Here is a 15,435-nt window from a genome sequence, read left to right as displayed (position 1 = left end):
GGATCCAGCTCCGGCCGGGTCGCGTCCCCGAACGGGTCCCTGCCCTGCCAGCCAACGGTCCACAGACCGAACGTGAACCTGTCCTCGGGAGTGGGCTGGTAGCTCATGTCGCGGCTCCTTGCTCGCTTGCGACTATTTCGTCATGGCGCTTTACAAATTAGTATGCGAACGCATTCCTGGGAAGAGCCAGGGTGTCTCGGAGGAGTGATGTCCGTGTCCTCGCGGTCCCGGCTCCCCAAGCGGTCACCCGTGGAGACACCCTGGAGTCCCCAGGTCGGAATCGCGCAGAGCCGCGGAAAGAGGGAGAAGCCCGATGTCAGCAGCCGAGGGTCCGCTCGTCGTCGGTGTGGACACGTCCACCCAGTCCACCAAGGCACTGGTGGTCGACGCGGCCACCGGCCGGGTCGTCGCGAGCGGCCAGGCCCCGCACACCGTGTCGTCGGGGGCGGGCCGCGAGAGCGATCCGCGCCAGTGGTGGGACGCCTTGTGCGAGGCCCTGCGCCAGTGCGGCGAGGCGGCGCACGAGGCGGCCGCGGTGTCGATCGGCGGGCAGCAGCACGGACTGGTGACTCTGGACGCGCGGGGAGAGCCGGTGCGCCCGGCCCTGCTCTGGAACGACGTGCGTTCGGCGCCGCACGCGCGGCGCCTGATCGAGGAACTGGGCGGCCCCAAGGCGTGGGCGGAGCGCACGGGCAGCGTCCCCAGTGTCTCGTTCACCGTCACCAAGTGGGCCTGGCTGGCCGAGAACGAGCCGGAGGCCGTCCGCGCGACCAAGGCCGTACGCCTCCCCCACGACTACCTCACCGAGCGTCTCACCGGCGAGGGGACCACCGACCGCGGCGACGCGTCCGGCACCGGCTGGTGGGCGGCCGGGACGGAGGCCTACGACGAGGAGACCCTCGCGCGCGTAGGGCTCGATCCGGCGCTGCTGCCCCGGGTCGTGCGGCCCGGCGAGGTGGCCGGCACCGTACGCGGCGGTCATGACCTGCCGTTCGCCACGGGCACCCTGGTCGCGCCCGGCACCGGCGACAACGCGGCCGCCGCGCTGGGCCTGGGGGTCAGCCCCGGCGTGCCCGTGATGAGCCTGGGGACGTCAGGGACGGTCTACGCCGTGACGCGGCACCGACCCGCCGACCCGACCGGCACGGTGGCCGGTTTCGCCGACGCGCGCGGCGACTGGCTGCCGCTCGCGTGCACCCTCAACTGCACGCTCGCCGTAGACCGGGTCGCGACCCTGCTGGGGCTGGACCGGGAGGCCGTCGAGCCCTGCGCCGACGTCACCCTGCTGCCGTATCTGGACGGTGAGCGCACCCCCAACTTGCCGAGCGCCTCCGGCCTGCTGCACGGGCTGCGGCACGACACGACCGGCGGCCAGTTGCTCCAGGCCGCCTATGACGGCGCGGTCCACGCCCTGCTGGGCGCGCTGGACCTGGTCCTCGGCGCGGAAGCCGACCCCTCCGCTCCGCTGCTGCTGATCGGCGGCGGTGCCCGCGGCGCGGCTTGGCAGCAGACCGTACGGCGGCTTTCGGGGCGCCCGGTGCAGATTCCCGAGGCCCGGGAACTGGTGGCTCTCGGGGCGGCGGCGCAGGCGGCCGGTCTGCTCACCGGGGAGGACGCGGCAGCGGTCGCGCGGCGCTGGAACACCGCCGCCGGTCCGGTCCTGGATGCCGTGGAACGGGACGAGGCGACGCTGTCCCGGATCTCCGGAGTACTCTCCGACGCGGCCCCGCTGCTGGAGCGGAGCACGCCCACCAGGTGAGTACCGTCAGGTGATCACCACCCGCCGAGGCCGGCCAGTCGAGCACCGCCCGCCGAAGCACCCGTTGTCAGGCGGGCGGGCACCGGAAGGCGCCGCCGACGCTCGTGGCCACCACGAATCCACCGTGAATCAGCCATGACCTCGCCGAGGGCATCGACCGAGAACATCGACGAGGACCGAGGAGGCATGACCGCACCGCCGCACCCCGCGCACCCGGCCGGTACCGGGCGTCCGCTGCCGGACACCCAGCAGGGCATGCGCCGCCGCAATCTCGCCCGGGTGATGCACACCGTCCGCGCCGAGGGCCGGCTCTCTAGGGCCGCCGTCGCGTCGCGGATCGGGCTGACCCGTGCGGCGGTGTCGACCCTCGTGGACGAGCTCATCCGTTCCGGCCTGCTGGAGGAACTGGGGCCCGAGCGGCCGGGCCGGGTCGGCCGACCCGGGTCGGCGCTGGCGGTCAGCGGGAGCGGGCCCGCCGGGATCGGTGCGGAGATCGGTGTCGACCACCTCGCGGTGTGCGCTGTCGATCTGCGGGGCCGGGTGCGGTCCCGGGCCGTACGCCACGGCGGCAACCGCGACCGCTCCGCCGCACCGGTACTCGAACAGCTCACCGCTCTGGTTCGCCAGGTCGTCGACGAGGCCGAGGCGGAGGGCCTGTGGCCGGCCGGGCTCGCCGTGGCGGTACCGGGCCTGGTGGCACGGGACACCCGGACCGTCGTACGCGCCCCCAACCTCGACTGGCACGACACCGACCTCCGCGACCTTCTGGCCGTGGACATGCCGCTGACCGTGGACAACGAGGCCAACTTCGGGGCGCTCGCCGAACTCTGGCTCGGCGACGGCACCCCACGGGACTTCCTCCATGTCTCGGCCGAGATCGGCATCGGCGCGGCGGTGGTCGTGGACGGGCTGCTGCTGCGGGGCACCCGTGGCTTCGCGGGTGAGCTGGGGCATGTGCCGGTCCGTCCCGACGGACCCGAGTGCGCCTGCGGCGGACGCGGCTGTCTGGAGCAGTACGCCGGTGAGGAGGCGGTCCTGCGGGCGTCCGGTCTGGCGCCGGGCGAGAACCGCGTCGGGCTGCTCGCGCAGCGCGCGACGGAAGGCGACGAGCGCGTACGGCACGCCTTGACCGGTGCCGGGACCGCGCTCGGCATCGCGCTGACCGGCGCGGTGAACCTGCTGGATCCCGAGAGCGTGGTTCTGGGCGGTGCCCTGGCCGAACTCGCACCCTGGCTGCTGCCCGCGCTCCGCGACGAACTGGCCCGGCGCACCGCCGGTCCGGCATGCCCGGTGACCGTGTCCACCCTGGGACCGCAGGGACCGCTGCTGGGCGCCGCGCACTCGGTCGTGCGGACCGTGCTGGACGACCCGGCGGCGGTCGCGGAACGGACCTGACCCGGAACGACCAGTCCCGACCGGTCCCAACCGGTCCCGAGAGATCGCGACCGATCGCGACCGGACCGGTCCGGCCCCGTCCGCCCGATCCGGTTCGCCCGACCCTGTCCGCCCGATCCCGTCCGCCCATCCCCTCCGCCACGATCCGGTTCGCCTGACCCCGTCCGCCCGATCCCGTTCGACCGTCCCCACCTGCCCCGGCCTGCCCTGGTCGCCGCCGCTGCCTCACCGGCGTTCCGGCACACGGCCGGCCCTCACTCGATCGGGTGGCGGAGTTGTCCACAGTCGGACGGTTGTCCACCGGAAGGCGCCGCTTCTTCCTGCCCAACCCGCGCTCCCCGTACCGTGATTCACGCGGAACGCAACTGCCACGAGGACGGCGGACGCGTCCGCCGGGCCCACCGCCACCCAGAGGAGGGCCCGGGTCGTGACGGTGCTCGCGCGGGTGTGCGCGCCACCCTGAGCACACCACCCTCGTCCGCAACCTCGGTCTCCGCTACGCCGTTGGCCCTGTACGCGAGGGCGTACACGTCCACGACGCAACGTCAACTGCAAGCCAGTTCAGCCACGCACGAAAGCCGGCCGATCTCCCACCAGCCCGAAGGCACCGAAAGGCGACTCCTCATGGAACGGACACGACCGCTCCCCAGCAGACGACGACTCCTCGCCGGCGGCGCCGCCCTCGCCGCCGCCTCTTACACGCTGCTGTCGAACGCCCGGGCCGACGCCAGGCCCCAGGACGTCGACCAACCGGGCGCCGAATGGCGGCCGGCGAGCGGGTCGAACTACACCCGGTCCAGCCGACCGCAGGCCTATCCCGTCGACTACGTGGTCATCCACGTCAGCCAGGAGACCTACGCCGACACCCTGGCCATCTTCCAGAATCCGCAGAAGAACGTGTCCGCGCACTATGTGGTGCGCTCCTCCGACGGGCACCTCGCACAGTGCGTCCGCGAGGCCGACATCGCCTGGCACGCGGGTAACTGGGACTACAACACGCGCAGCATCGGGATCGAGCACGAGGGGTGGGTGGATCAACCGGCGTACTTCACCGACGCGCTCTACGCGAGTTCGGCGGCGCTGACCTCGGCGATCTGCGCGAGATTCGGCATCCCCAAGAACCGGGAGCACGTCATCGGGCACCACGAGGTACCGGGCAGCGACCACACGGACCCAGGTCCGCTGTGGGACTGGACCCGCTACATCAGACTGATCAACCTCATGTGACCCGCGACTGTCCGGTCGGGCCGCCACCCGACCGGAATGGAGCCGCGCACAGTCTTGTCAGGGACATGGGCAACTCCTACAGTCCCTCCACAACAAGCGATGGGAGCGCTCCCACTCTTATCCGTCCCCCGTCCCCCGTCCCCGTCCTCCGTCCCCCAACCCAGCCTCCCCCTCAGAGAGGTCACCCGCATGCGATCGTCCCCCCACCAGGTCCCCGCCCCGTGCGGCGTCTTCGGAGCGCTGCTCATGGCCCTCTCCCTCATCGCGGCGCTCACAGCGCTCATGACGGCCACCGCGCCGGCCGGGGCGGCCGACACCACCATCTGCGAGCAGTACGGAACGGCCACGATCCAGAACCGTTACGTCGTCCAGAACAACCGCTGGGGCAGCAGCGCCGAGCAGTGCGTCACCGTGACCGACACCGGCTTCCGGCTGAGCACAGCGGACGGCTCGGTGCCGACCAACGGCGCGCCGAAGTCGTACCCCTCGGTCTTCAACGGCTGCCACTACACCAACTGTTCGCCGGGCACCGCGCTCCCCGCCCGGGTCGGCTCCATAGCGAGCGCGCCCAGCAGCGTCTCGTACGGCTTCGTCGCCGACGCCGTCTACAACGCCTCGTACGACATCTGGCTGGACCCGACGCCGCGGACCGACGGGGTGAACCGGACCGAGATCATGATCTGGTTCAACCGGGTCGGTCCGATCCAGCCGATCGGCTCCCAGGTCGGCACCGCCACGGTGGCCGGGCGGAACTGGGAGGTGTGGTCGGGCGGCAACGGTTCCAATGACGTGCTGTCCTTCGTCGCCCCGGCAGCCGTCGACAGCTGGAGTTTCGACGTCATGGACTTCGTCCGGCAGGCCGTCTCCCGCGGCCTCGCCGGGAACGACTGGTACCTGACGAGCGTTCAGGCCGGTTTCGAGCCGTGGCAGAACGGTGCGGGGCTGTCCGTCGACGCCTTCTCCTCGACCGTCGTCACCGACGACGAGGGGCCGTCCGGTCCCGGCACCCCGGCCGCCTGCGAGGTCACCTACACCCCGCAGGTCTGGCAGGGCGGCTTCACCGCGGAGGTCAGAGTCGGCAACACCGGACCGGCGCCTGTGGACGACTGGCGGCTGGCCTTCACCCTGCCCCCGGGGCAGCAGATCGCCCACGCCTGGAACGGGTCGGTGACGCCGACGACGGGTGCGGTGACGGTGCGCGGACCGGAGCACGGTACGCGGATCGCGGCAGGCGGCAGCCAGACGTTCGGATTCCAGGCCACCTACAGCGGCGCGTTCGCCGAGCCCGACGGTTTCACCCTGAACGGCACGCCCTGCAGGGCCCTCTGACGGGGCTCCGACCGGGCCGACCTGGACCGGCCGGGACCACATCAGCGACAGGACCCGCACCACGCCCGACACCAACCAGGAAACAGGAAACAGGAAACAGGAAACTGGAGATTCCATGGCTCGACGCAGCAGACTCCTCTCCCTGGCGGCGGTACTGGCCACCCTGCTGGGCGCACTCGGGCTGACCGCCCTCTGGCAGGGCAAGGCGGAAGCGCACGGCGTGGCGATGACGCCCGGGTCGCGCACCTACCTCTGCCAACTGGACGCCATCACCGGCACCGGCGCCCTGGCCCCGACCAACCCCGCCTGCCAGGACGCACTGGACCAGAGCGGGGCGACGGCGCTGTACAACTGGTTCGCCGTGCTGGACTCCAACGCGGGCGGTCGGGGTGCCGGTTACGTGCCCGACGGCGCCCTGTGCAGTGCCGGCGACCGCTCGCCGTACGACTTCTCCGCCTACAACGCGGCCCGCGCCGACTGGCCGAAGACCCATCTGACGTCCGGGGCGACGATACAGTTGCAGTACAGCAACTGGGCCGCGCATCCGGGCGACTTCCGGGTCTATCTGACCGAGCCCGGTTGGTCGCCCACCTCCGAGCTGGCCTGGGACGACCTGGAGCTGATACAGACGGTCACCAACCCGCCCCAGCAGGGCTCGCCGGGCAGCAACGGCGGCCACTACTACTGGGATCTGGCGCTGCCCTCGGGCCGCTCCGGTGACGCGCTGCTCTTCATCCAGTGGGTGCGGTCGGACAGCCAGGAGAACTTCTTCTCCTGCTCCGACATCGTCTTCGACGGCGGCAACGGCGAGGTGACCGGCATCCGCGGCTCCGGCGGCACCCCCGAACCGACCCCTACTCCGACCCCGACCCCGACCGATCCGCCGCACACCGGGTCCTGCATGGCGATGTACACCGTGCAGAACAGCTGGAACGGCGGCTTCCAGGGTTCCGTCGAGGTGATGAACCACGGAACGGAGCCCCGTGACGGCTGGGCCGTGCAGTGGACGCCCGGCACGGGAACCCGGATCAACAGCGTGTGGAACGGTGCGCTGTCCACCGGGGCCGGCGGGTCCGTCACGGTGCGGAACGTGGACCACAACCGGGTCATAGCCGCGGACGGCAGCGTGACCTTCGGATTCACCGCGACCTCCACCGGCAACGACTATCCGATCGGGACGATCGGCTGTGTGAACGAGTAGTCGTCCCTGGAGTAGTCGTCCCTGGCCCCGAGAGTGCCGGGCAAGATCCATGGTGTCCGCCGCTCGACCATGATCTACTGTGCTCACGACAACGAAGCGCCGCGCCTGACCGCGCGGCGCTTCCCGTGTGTCCGGCGCGGTCGGGTACCTCGTACCGGTCCAATTACCTCACGTGCCGGTTACAAAATGCTCAACCCCTGGTTGCCGGGCGGTAATGGAGCGACGATAGGGACATGACTCTGGCCCAGCGTGCCCTGGAGCGACTGCAGGACTGGCCCGACCTCACGGCGGGGCCGGCCAGTTGCGGTACCGGACAGGCGCTCCGCTCCGTCCGTGACGAGATCGTCCACTTCCACTCGGACCGGGACGTCGACCTGCACCTGACCCAACGGGCCATCCAGCGCTTCCACTACGACCTCGGCGGCTCCAGCGCGATCCAGCTGATCCCCGGTTCCCCCTGGGTGACCGTGCACCTGGACTGCGAGACCGATGTCGACCTGCTGATGAGCCTGGTGAGCATCGCGCTCAAGGCACACCAGACGTGGCCCGCCGCGGAATCGCCGACCGGCTGCAACTTCCACCGCGTCACGGTGCTGCACCGCGACGGCGTCCTGGACGGCTGATACCCCGGGAAACGGAAACGGCCCGCCCCACCCCCGGCCGAGGACGCCGGTGACGCCGCTCCGGGCCGCCGCCGCCCGCACGCACCCGAGGGAGTGCGTTTTACCGTCCTTCCGCGCGTCTTGGTCCCTCGGCTGCCTCCGCAGCGGCCGCGATCTGATGCACTGCTCTCTGATCCCGTGGAACTGACGGAACATCAGGGAGGGCATGTGACACGTCGTGCGGCATTCCGCCGGACACTGACGTTCCTGGTCGCCTTCGGCGCGCTGGTGGGCGCGGCCCCGGCCGCCGCCGCGCCGGCGGCCGGGGAGATCGCGCCGGGCGTGACCTACGAGGAGTTCGACCTGCCGGCGGCGAACGGGACCACCCACGCCCATGTGCTCGGCGTCGACCTGAACGTCCCGGACGTCCGGCTGGGTCTGCTGTACCCGGGGGCGGTGGCGGCACGGGCGACGGTCTCCCGCATGGCCGGCGCCCAGGGCGCCGTCGGGGGCGTCAACGGGGACTTCTTCAACATCACCGAGACCCAGCACCCGGGCGTCGAGGCGACCGGCGCCAGCGTGGGACCGGCGATCGCCGAGGGCCGGGCGCTGAAGGGGGCGGTGCCGAAGGGCCAGCGGTTCGGGCCGTCCCTGCCGCCCGGCACCACCACCGAGGCGGTCTTCGGCGTCGGCACCGACCGGCGGGCGCGGCTCGACCGTCTCGCCCTCGACGGACAGATCCGCACGCCGGAGGGCACGCTGCCGCTCGGCGGGTTCAACCAGTACGCGCTGCCGGTGGACTCGGTGGGCGCCTTCACCGGCGAGTGGGGCAGCGCCTCCCGGGTGCGTGCCACCTGCGGTACGGACACCGACCGGGCCGCCGCGTGCAGCACGGAGACCTACGAGGTGACGGTCCGCGGCGGCCGGGTGGTCTCCGCGTCCGGTACTCCCGGCAGCGGCCCGATCGCCGACGACACGACGGTGCTGGTGGGCCGCGAGGAAGGGGCGCGGCAGCTGCGGAAGGTCGCCACCGGGGATGCCGTGACCGTCACCCATCGCCTGGTCGCCGCCGCGTCCGGGGCGGCGTTCGGCTTCGCCCTCGGCGGCTATCCGGTGCTCTCGGGCGGGCAGCCGCTGCCCGGACTGGACGACCGTACGTCGGCCGTGCGGACCGCGGTGGGCATCGCGGACGGCGGGCGGCGGGTGCTGCTGCTCGCGGTGGACGGCTCGTCGGCGTACCGCTCCGGCCTGACCATCGCCGAGGTGGCGCGGGCGCTGCGCGCACGCGGGGCGACGGAGGGGTTCAGTCTGGACGGCGGCGGTTCGACGACGCTGGTCGCCCGCGCGCCGGGCGCGACCGGTGTCTCCGTGCGCAACCACCCCAGCGGCGGGGCCGAACGCCCCGTCCCGAACGGGATCGGGGTCTTCTCGGCCTCCTGAAACGCCTCCAGACACGCCTGTCGACAGGCTCCCTGATACGCCTGCTGACAGGCATACGCCTGCTGACAGGCCTCCTGAAACGCCTGCCGACCACACTCTCTGATCACGGCACGCGGGATCAGGGCCTGAGGCCGCTGACGATGTCGGCCGTGGCGGTGAGCCCGCTGCTGATGGTGGGGGCCATGTTCGTACCGGCCAGGTAGAAGCCCAGCAGCAGGCAGACCAGCGCGTGGGAGACCTTCAGTCCGCCGTTGCGCAGGAAGATCACCGCCAGGATCGAGAGCAGCAGCACCACAGAGATGGACACGGCCATCGTCAACCTCCTCCGCCACGCCGCATGTCTGGTTCACGGCGTTCGGCCGCAAGTGTGGCGTAGCGGAGGGTTCGTCCGGGCGGCTGACATGTCCTCCGAACGTGTGGTTCCGTCGTGCCCGGCGCGCTACGCCGCCCGGTGGGCGTCCAGGAACGCCTCCAGGCCGGCGAGGTCGTCCGTGTTGAGGTGGTCGACGTCCGCGGCGACCAGTTCCGCCCACATCGCGTCCCGGGCCGGCCCCGCGAGGTCGGGCGTGGCCCAGAAGCGGACGCGCTGCCCGCGGGAGTGCGCGGCGCCGACGATGTCGTGCAGCTTGCGCCGCTCGGCGGCGGGGAAGGAGCCGACGCCCTGCCAGGTGAAGTGGTTGGTCCAGTTGTCGCTGATCAGCGGGACGAAGGAGGCGGGGGCTGAGGTGCCGAGGTCGGTGAGGCGGCCGTCGTAGAAGGCGCGGCGCTCGGTCTGCGCCTCCATGGGCGCGCGGGCCGCCCGGTCGCCGGAGATCACGGCGGTGACGGCGCCGGTGCGCACCCTGCCGTGGGCGTACGTGGTGAACAGGTGCCGGTAGCGGCGCAGGTGACGGTCGAGTTCGAGGTAGGTCGCCGCGCCCTCGGTCTTGATGTCGATGAGCAGTTGCAGCGGACGGCGGTCACCGCGGTGGACCCGGCCGCCCTGGGCACGGACGCGGGCGGCGAGCGGGTCGAGGTAGAGGGACTCCAGGGTGCGGGCCGGGTCGAGGTCCACGGCGTCGTGGGCGACCAGGAGCCGGCCGTCGACGAGGTAGATGTCGGCCTCGACGCTGCCGAAGCGGTGGTCGAGGGCGTCAAGGAGGGGACGGGGGTGTTCGTAGTCGTTGTGGGCGTGGGCGCGCCACAACGGGCGCGGGCGCGGCGTCCGTTCGCCGGCCAGCGCGGGGGCGGCGGGCAGGGCGACCGCGCCGGCGAGGGCGGCGCCGAGGGTGGTGAGGGCTCCGCGACGGGTGGTGAGGGCCATGCTCTGCCTCCCTGGTAGGCCTTACGGGACCTCAGTGAGTATGCGAGGCGGAGGGGGCCAGGAGCAGGCCGGTGCGGGGAAGTTGGCCGGTGGGCCGTCACTTGTTCACTTGGTGCGGGCGGGGCGCGCGGAGAAGCCCGCCCGGGGCCGGGCGGGCTTCTCCGGAGTGCTGTCGCGGTCCTTACGGCGCCGGCAGCTCCACCAGCGCGGCCAGCGCCATGCGGTGGGCGCCCGCCGTGCCGTAGGCGATCGAATCGGCCTTGGCCCGCTTCAGGTACAGGTGGACCGGGTGCTCCCAGGTCATGCCGATGCCGCCGTGCAGTTGGAGGGCCTCCTCGGCGGCACGGACGGCGACGGGTGCCGCGTACGCCTGCGCCACGGCGACGGAGACGTCGGCGTCCCGGCCGGTGGCCAGCGCGTCCGCGGCGTTCCGGGCGGCGGCGCGCAGGTGGACGACCTCCAGCCACAGCGCGGCGAGCCGGTGCTTGAGCGCCTGGAAGCCGCCGACGGGGCGGTTGAACTGCTTGCGTTCCTTGAGGTAACGCACCGTTTCGGTCAGCGTCCAGTCGGCCAGGCCCAGTTGCTCCGAGGCGAGCAGTCCGGCAGCGGCCCGCAGGGCGCGCCGTACGGCGGGCGCGGCCTCGCCCAGCAGCTCGCCCGGTGCTCCGTCGAACGAGACGTCGGCCACCGGCCGGGTGAGGTCCAGGGAGGTCCGCGGGGTGACGGCGGCGTCGGTGGCGCGCACCGCGTACAGCCCGCCGTCGTCCGCCGGGACCAGCAGCACGTCGGCGACGGCCGCGTCGGCGATGCCGGTCAGCGAGCCGCTCAGGACGCCGTTCTCCACCCGTACGGCGGGGAAGGCGGCGCCGGGGGCGGTGTGCAGGCCGACGGCGAGCGCGGCGATCCGGCGGCCGGAGGCCAGCTCGGCCAGTGCCGGACCGGCGGCGCACTCCAGCAGCGCCTCGGTGGCGACGACGGCGCTGGTCAGGTACGGGACGGGGGCCACGGCCCGGCCCAGTTCCTCCAGGACGACGGCCGTCTCGCGGTGGCCGGCGCCCTGACCGCCGTACTCCTCGGGGATCAGCAGACCGGCCAGGCCCATCCCCTCGGCGAGGGACTTCCAGACGGTCAGGTCGTGCGGGGTGTCCGTCTCGGTGCGCGCGATGACGCCGGCCGCGTCGCAGTGGTCGGTGAGCAGGTCCCGGACGGCGGCGCGCAGCGCCTCTTCCTCCTCCGAGTACAGCAGGTCGCGCTGCGAGTTCATCGGGCCAGGTCCTTCCAGGCGACGTCCTTGTCGGTGCGGGGCTCGGCGGGCAGGCCGAGGACGCGTTCGGCGACGATGTTCAGCAGGATCTCGCTGGTGCCGCCCTCGATGCTGTTGCCCTTGGAACGCAGGTAGCGGTAACCGGCGTCGCGGCCGGTGAAGTCGACCAGTTCGGGGCGGCGCATGGTCCAGTCGTCGTAGAGCAGGCCCTCCTCGCCGTGGAGTTCGACCTCCAGGCCGCTGATCTCCTGGTTGAGGCGGGCGAAGGCCAGTTTCATGCCGGCGCCCTCGGGGCCGGGGTGGCCGACGGCGAGCTGCTGGCCGAGGCGTTCGCCGGTGAGCCGGGCGACCTCGGCCTCGACCCAGAGGGTGAGCAGGCGCTGGTGGAGGTCGTGGGTGCGCAGTTCGGGGCGTTCGCGCCAGGTCCTGGCGACCGGGCCGATCATGCCGCCCTCGCGGGGCAGGACCCGGCCGCCGATGGCGACGCGCTCGTTGTTGAGGGTGGTCTGGGCGACCCGCCAGCCGTCGCCGGCCTCGCCCAGGCGCCGGGAGTCGGGGATGCGGACGCCGGTGAGGAACACCTCGTTGAACTCGGCCTCGCCGGTGATCTGCCTCAGCGGCCGGACCTCGACTCCGGGGTCGGTCATGTCGCACAGGAAGTAGGTGATGCCGCGGTGCTTGGGCACGTCCGGGTCGGTGCGGGCGATGAGGATGGCCCAGCGGGCGAGATGGGCGCTGGAGGTCCACACCTTCTGCCCGTCGACCACCCAGCTGTCGCCGTCGCGCACGGCGCGGGTGCCGAGCGCGGCGAGGTCGGAGCCGGCGCCGGGCTCGCTGAACAGCTGGCACCACACCTCCTCGCCGGTCCACAGCGGGCGCAGGAAGCGCCGTTTCTGCTCCTCGGTGCCGTACGTGAGGATGGTCGGGGCGGCCATGCCCAGGCCGATGCCGATGCGCCGGGGGTCGTTGTCGGGGGCGCCCGCGGCGGCCAGTTCGGCGTCGACGACGGGCTGGAGGGTACGGGGGGCACCGAGTCCGCCGAGGCCCTCGGGGAAGTGCACCCAGGCGAGTCCCGCGTCGAAGCGGGCCCGCAGGAAGTCGAGGCGGTCGGTGGAGGCGGGCGGGTACGCGGCCAGCAACTCCCGCGTGCGGCGGCGCAGTTCCCCGGTGCTGGTCATGCGGCGGCTCCCTTCTCCAGGACGACGGCCACCCGGCCGGTGGTCACCCCGTCGGCGACCCGCTGCACGGCCCCGGCGGCCCCGTCCAGCGGTACCCGGTCGCTGACCAGCGGCTTGACAGCACCCGTCGCGGCCAGTTCGGTGAGCCGCTGGTGACACTCGGCCACCAGCCGCGGGTTCTTGGTGTTGTACAGGCCCCAGTGGAGCCCGAGGATCGCGTAGTTCTTCACCAGGGCGTGGTTGAGGGCGGCGCTCGGGATGTCCCCGCTCGCGAAGCCGACGACCACGATCCGGCCCTCGAACGCGACGACCTTGGTGGACTGCTGGAAGGCGGCGCCGCCCACCGGGTCGTAGATCACGTCGGCGCCACGCCCGCCGGTGGCTTCCTTGACGGCGGCGATCACGTCCTCGCTCCGCCGGTCGATCACCGTGTCGCAGCCCAGCTCCCGCGCGACGGCGGCCTTGCCGGCGCCGCCGACCACGCCGATGACCGTGGCCCCGGCGGCCTTGCCGAGCTGTACGGCCGCGCTGCCGACCCCACCCGCGGCGGCGTGCACCAGCAGCGTCTCGCCGGCCTGGAGACCGGCCCGGCGGTGCAGCCCGAACCAGCCCGTCTGGTAGCCGATGTGCAGGGCGGCGGCCTCGGCGTCGTCCAGGGCGTCCGGTGCGGGCAGCAGGGCGGCGGCGTCCGCGACGGTGTACTCGGCGAACCCGCCGTGCGGCAGCGCCGGGTTGGCCAGCACCCGGCGGCCGTCCTCGGTCTCGGCGCAGACCTCCACGCCCGGCGTGAACGGCAGCGGCGGCCTGACCTGGTACTGGCCCCGGCACAGCAGCGCGTCCGGGAAGTTGACGTTCGCGGCGCGGACCCGCAGCAGGACCTGACCGTCTCCCGGTGTCGGCGGCGGGACCTCCGCGAGGCGCATCACCTCGCCCGGCTCGCCGTTCTCGTGCACCTGCCATGCCTGCATGCGGGGCCTCCACCGACTGCGTCGTCCGTCCGGGTCCACCGCATACTAAGCGGTCGCTTGCCGATCAGGGAACCGTCCCGGACGTCTCGATCGAGGGACCGTCACGCGCAGATGACCGAAGAGCCGTCACGAGCGCGTGGACCGCGCCCGTACGTGCATCCGCTCCCCCTGCGGCCCGAAGAGGCTGAGGAACTCCACCGGCCCCTCCCCCGTCGACCCGAACCAGTGCGGCACCCGCGTGTCGAACTCGACGGCCTCACCGGCCCCGACCACCAGATCGTGCTCCCCCAGCACGATCCGCAACCGTCCGGACAGCACGTAGATCCACTCGTACCCCTCGTGGGTCCGCGGGTCGGGCTCCTCGCGGCGCCGCGGCTCCAGCACCTTGAACGCCTGGAGCCCGCCGGGCTGGCGGGTGAGCGGCCAGTAGGTGCGGCCGTGGCGCTGGATCGGCTTGGCCCGGACCCGGGGGTCGCCGACCGGCGGGGCCCCGACCAGTTCGTCCAGCGGCACCTGGTGGGCCTGGGCGATCGGCAGCAGCAGTTCGAGGCTGGGCTTGCGCAGTCCCGACTCCAGCCGGGAGAGGGTGCTCAGCGAGATGCCGGTCGCCTCGGCGAGCGCGGCGAGGGTGACCTCGCGTTCCTTGCGCAGCTGCCGCAGCCGGGGACCCACACCGGCGAGTACATCGTCCTTCGTCATGGATTTATTGCAGAACCGGCAAATCTGTTTGTCAATCCGCGGCGGTCGGGGCGACTGTCGGATCCGGAGGTGGTCACCGTGACCGAACAGAACAGGCAGACGGCCGAGAAGTACGACGTCATCGTGGTCGGGGGCGGCTCGGCCGGGCTGTCCGCCGGGCTGGTGCTGGGCCGGGCCCGGCGGCGGGCCCTCGTCGTCGACGCCGGGGAGCCGCGCAACGCGCCGGCCGCGCACATGCAGGGCTACCTGTCGCGGGACGGCATGCCGCCCGCCGAGTTCCTGGCGATCGGCCGCGAGGAGGTCGCGTCGTACGGCGTCGAACTGGTCCGCGACCGGGCGGTGGGCGTCACCCGGCGGGACGCCGAGGGCGGCGACTTCGCCGTGGAGCTGGCCGGCGGGCGGACCGTGCGCGCCCGGCGGCTGATCGTCACCACCGGGCTGAAGGACGAGCTTCCGGAGATCCCCGGGGTCGCGGAGCGATTCGGCCGGGACGTGCTGCACTGCCCGTTCTGCCACGGCTGGGAGGTGCGGGACGAGCGGTTCGGCGTGCTGGCGTCGAGCCCGATGAGCGTGCACCAGGCGCTCATGGTGTCCGGCTGGTCGGCCGACGTGACCCTGTTCCTGCACACCGTCGACGAGGGCGAGCTGTCCGACCAGGACCTGCGCAGGCTGGCCGCGGCGGGCGTCAAGGTGGTGCCGGGCGAGGTCGCCGGGCTGGTGGTCGAGGACGACCGGATCACCGGCGTACGGCTGGCGGACGGCTCGGTGCACGAGCGGTCGGTGGTGTTCGTGGCGCCGCGCGCCGTGCCGCAGACGGGCCTGCTGGAGCAGCTCGGCGCCGAGCTGGACGAGACCCCGTTCGGGGCTTACCCCGTGGTGGACCCGACCGGCCGGACCAGCGTGCCGGGGGTGTGGACGGCCGGCAACGCGATGGGCTTCGCCGAGCAGGTCGTGCACGCGGTGAGCGGCGGCTACCGGGCGGCGTCCGCGATCGTCGGCGAGCTGATCATGTCGGACCTGGACGCGTCCCTGGACGGCCGAGGAACCGGCGACCAGGTGTGAGCCCCGCC

14 protein-coding genes are annotated in these 15,435 nt (G+C 72.7%); 8 read left to right on the top strand and 6 right to left on the bottom strand.

All coding sequences use genetic code 11. The annotated features are described in order from the left end of the window. The first annotated feature begins 313 nt into the window (after positions 1-313). The 7 genes from xylB (at position 314) to ACZ3IG_RS32165 (ending at position 8,953) form a co-directional block, all read left to right on the top strand. A complete protein-coding gene (xylB, locus tag ACZ3IG_RS32195) occupies positions 314-1,759 on the top strand; it encodes a xylulokinase (protein ID WP_467436506.1) in 1,446 nt (481 codons plus the stop codon). 186 nt (positions 1,760-1,945) lie between these two features. Further along, positions 1,946-3,154, top strand: a complete 1,209-nt coding sequence (locus ACZ3IG_RS32190; RefSeq protein WP_467436505.1) for an ROK family protein — start codon at positions 1,946-1,948, stop codon at positions 3,152-3,154. A 624-nt stretch (positions 3,155-3,778) separates the two neighbouring features. Beyond that, positions 3,779-4,381, top strand: coding sequence for an N-acetylmuramoyl-L-alanine amidase (locus ACZ3IG_RS32185; RefSeq protein ID WP_467436504.1), 603 nt, complete (start codon positions 3,779-3,781; stop codon positions 4,379-4,381). 189 nt (positions 4,382-4,570) lie between these two features. Next, complete coding sequence (locus tag ACZ3IG_RS32180) at positions 4,571-5,710, top strand: GH12 family glycosyl hydrolase domain-containing protein (RefSeq protein ID WP_467436502.1); 1,140 nt, start codon at positions 4,571-4,573, stop codon at positions 5,708-5,710. A 115-nt stretch (positions 5,711-5,825) separates the two neighbouring features. Continuing rightward, a complete protein-coding gene (locus ACZ3IG_RS32175; RefSeq protein ID WP_467436501.1) occupies positions 5,826-6,911 on the top strand; it encodes a lytic polysaccharide monooxygenase in 1,086 nt (361 codons plus the stop codon). Between the two features lie 233 nt (positions 6,912-7,144). Beyond that, positions 7,145-7,534 (top strand): luciferase domain-containing protein, encoded by a 390-nt coding sequence (locus tag ACZ3IG_RS32170; RefSeq protein WP_467436500.1) that lies wholly within the window; start codon positions 7,145-7,147, stop codon positions 7,532-7,534. A 207-nt stretch (positions 7,535-7,741) separates the two neighbouring features. Beyond that, entirely contained in the window at positions 7,742-8,953 is a 1,212-nt protein-coding gene (locus ACZ3IG_RS32165; RefSeq protein ID WP_467436498.1) for a phosphodiester glycosidase family protein, read from the top strand. 118 nt (positions 8,954-9,071) lie between these two features. Here ACZ3IG_RS32165 and ACZ3IG_RS32160 read toward each other — a convergent pair whose 3' ends face one another. The 6 genes from ACZ3IG_RS32160 to ACZ3IG_RS32135 form a co-directional block, all read right to left on the bottom strand. Then, positions 9,072-9,266 carry a hypothetical protein gene (locus tag ACZ3IG_RS32160; RefSeq protein WP_467436497.1) on the bottom strand — a complete coding sequence of 65 codons (195 nt, stop codon included), beginning with the start codon at positions 9,264-9,266 and terminating at the stop codon, positions 9,072-9,074. Positions 9,267-9,392: 126 nt separating this feature from the next. Then, positions 9,393-10,256 (bottom strand): phosphatidylinositol-specific phospholipase C/glycerophosphodiester phosphodiesterase family protein, encoded by an 864-nt coding sequence (locus tag ACZ3IG_RS32155; protein ID WP_467436496.1) that lies wholly within the window; start codon positions 10,254-10,256, stop codon positions 9,393-9,395. 181 nt (positions 10,257-10,437) lie between these two features. After that, complete coding sequence (locus ACZ3IG_RS32150; protein ID WP_467436494.1) at positions 10,438-11,520, bottom strand: acyl-CoA dehydrogenase family protein; 1,083 nt, start codon at positions 11,518-11,520, stop codon at positions 10,438-10,440. Continuing rightward, positions 11,517-12,698, bottom strand: a complete 1,182-nt coding sequence (locus ACZ3IG_RS32145; RefSeq protein WP_467436493.1) for an acyl-CoA dehydrogenase family protein — start codon at positions 12,696-12,698, stop codon at positions 11,517-11,519. The genes ACZ3IG_RS32150 and ACZ3IG_RS32145 overlap by 4 nt, the downstream gene beginning before the upstream one ends. Further along, a complete protein-coding gene (locus ACZ3IG_RS32140; protein WP_467436492.1) occupies positions 12,695-13,666 on the bottom strand; it encodes an NADPH:quinone oxidoreductase family protein in 972 nt (323 codons plus the stop codon). The genes ACZ3IG_RS32145 and ACZ3IG_RS32140 overlap by 4 nt, the downstream gene beginning before the upstream one ends. A 126-nt stretch (positions 13,667-13,792) precedes the next feature. Next, entirely contained in the window at positions 13,793-14,365 is a 573-nt protein-coding gene (locus ACZ3IG_RS32135) for a helix-turn-helix domain-containing protein (protein WP_467436490.1), read from the bottom strand. Between the two features lie 78 nt (positions 14,366-14,443). Here ACZ3IG_RS32135 and ACZ3IG_RS32130 point away from each other — a divergent pair, with 78 nt between their 5' ends. Then, a complete protein-coding gene (locus ACZ3IG_RS32130; protein WP_467436489.1) occupies positions 14,444-15,427 on the top strand; it encodes an NAD(P)/FAD-dependent oxidoreductase in 984 nt (327 codons plus the stop codon). Positions 15,428-15,435 lie beyond the last annotated feature (8 nt).

The organism is Streptomyces sp. NPDC016677, from assembly GCF_055562815.1.
This window is presented reverse-complemented; position numbering and strand designations above follow the sequence as displayed.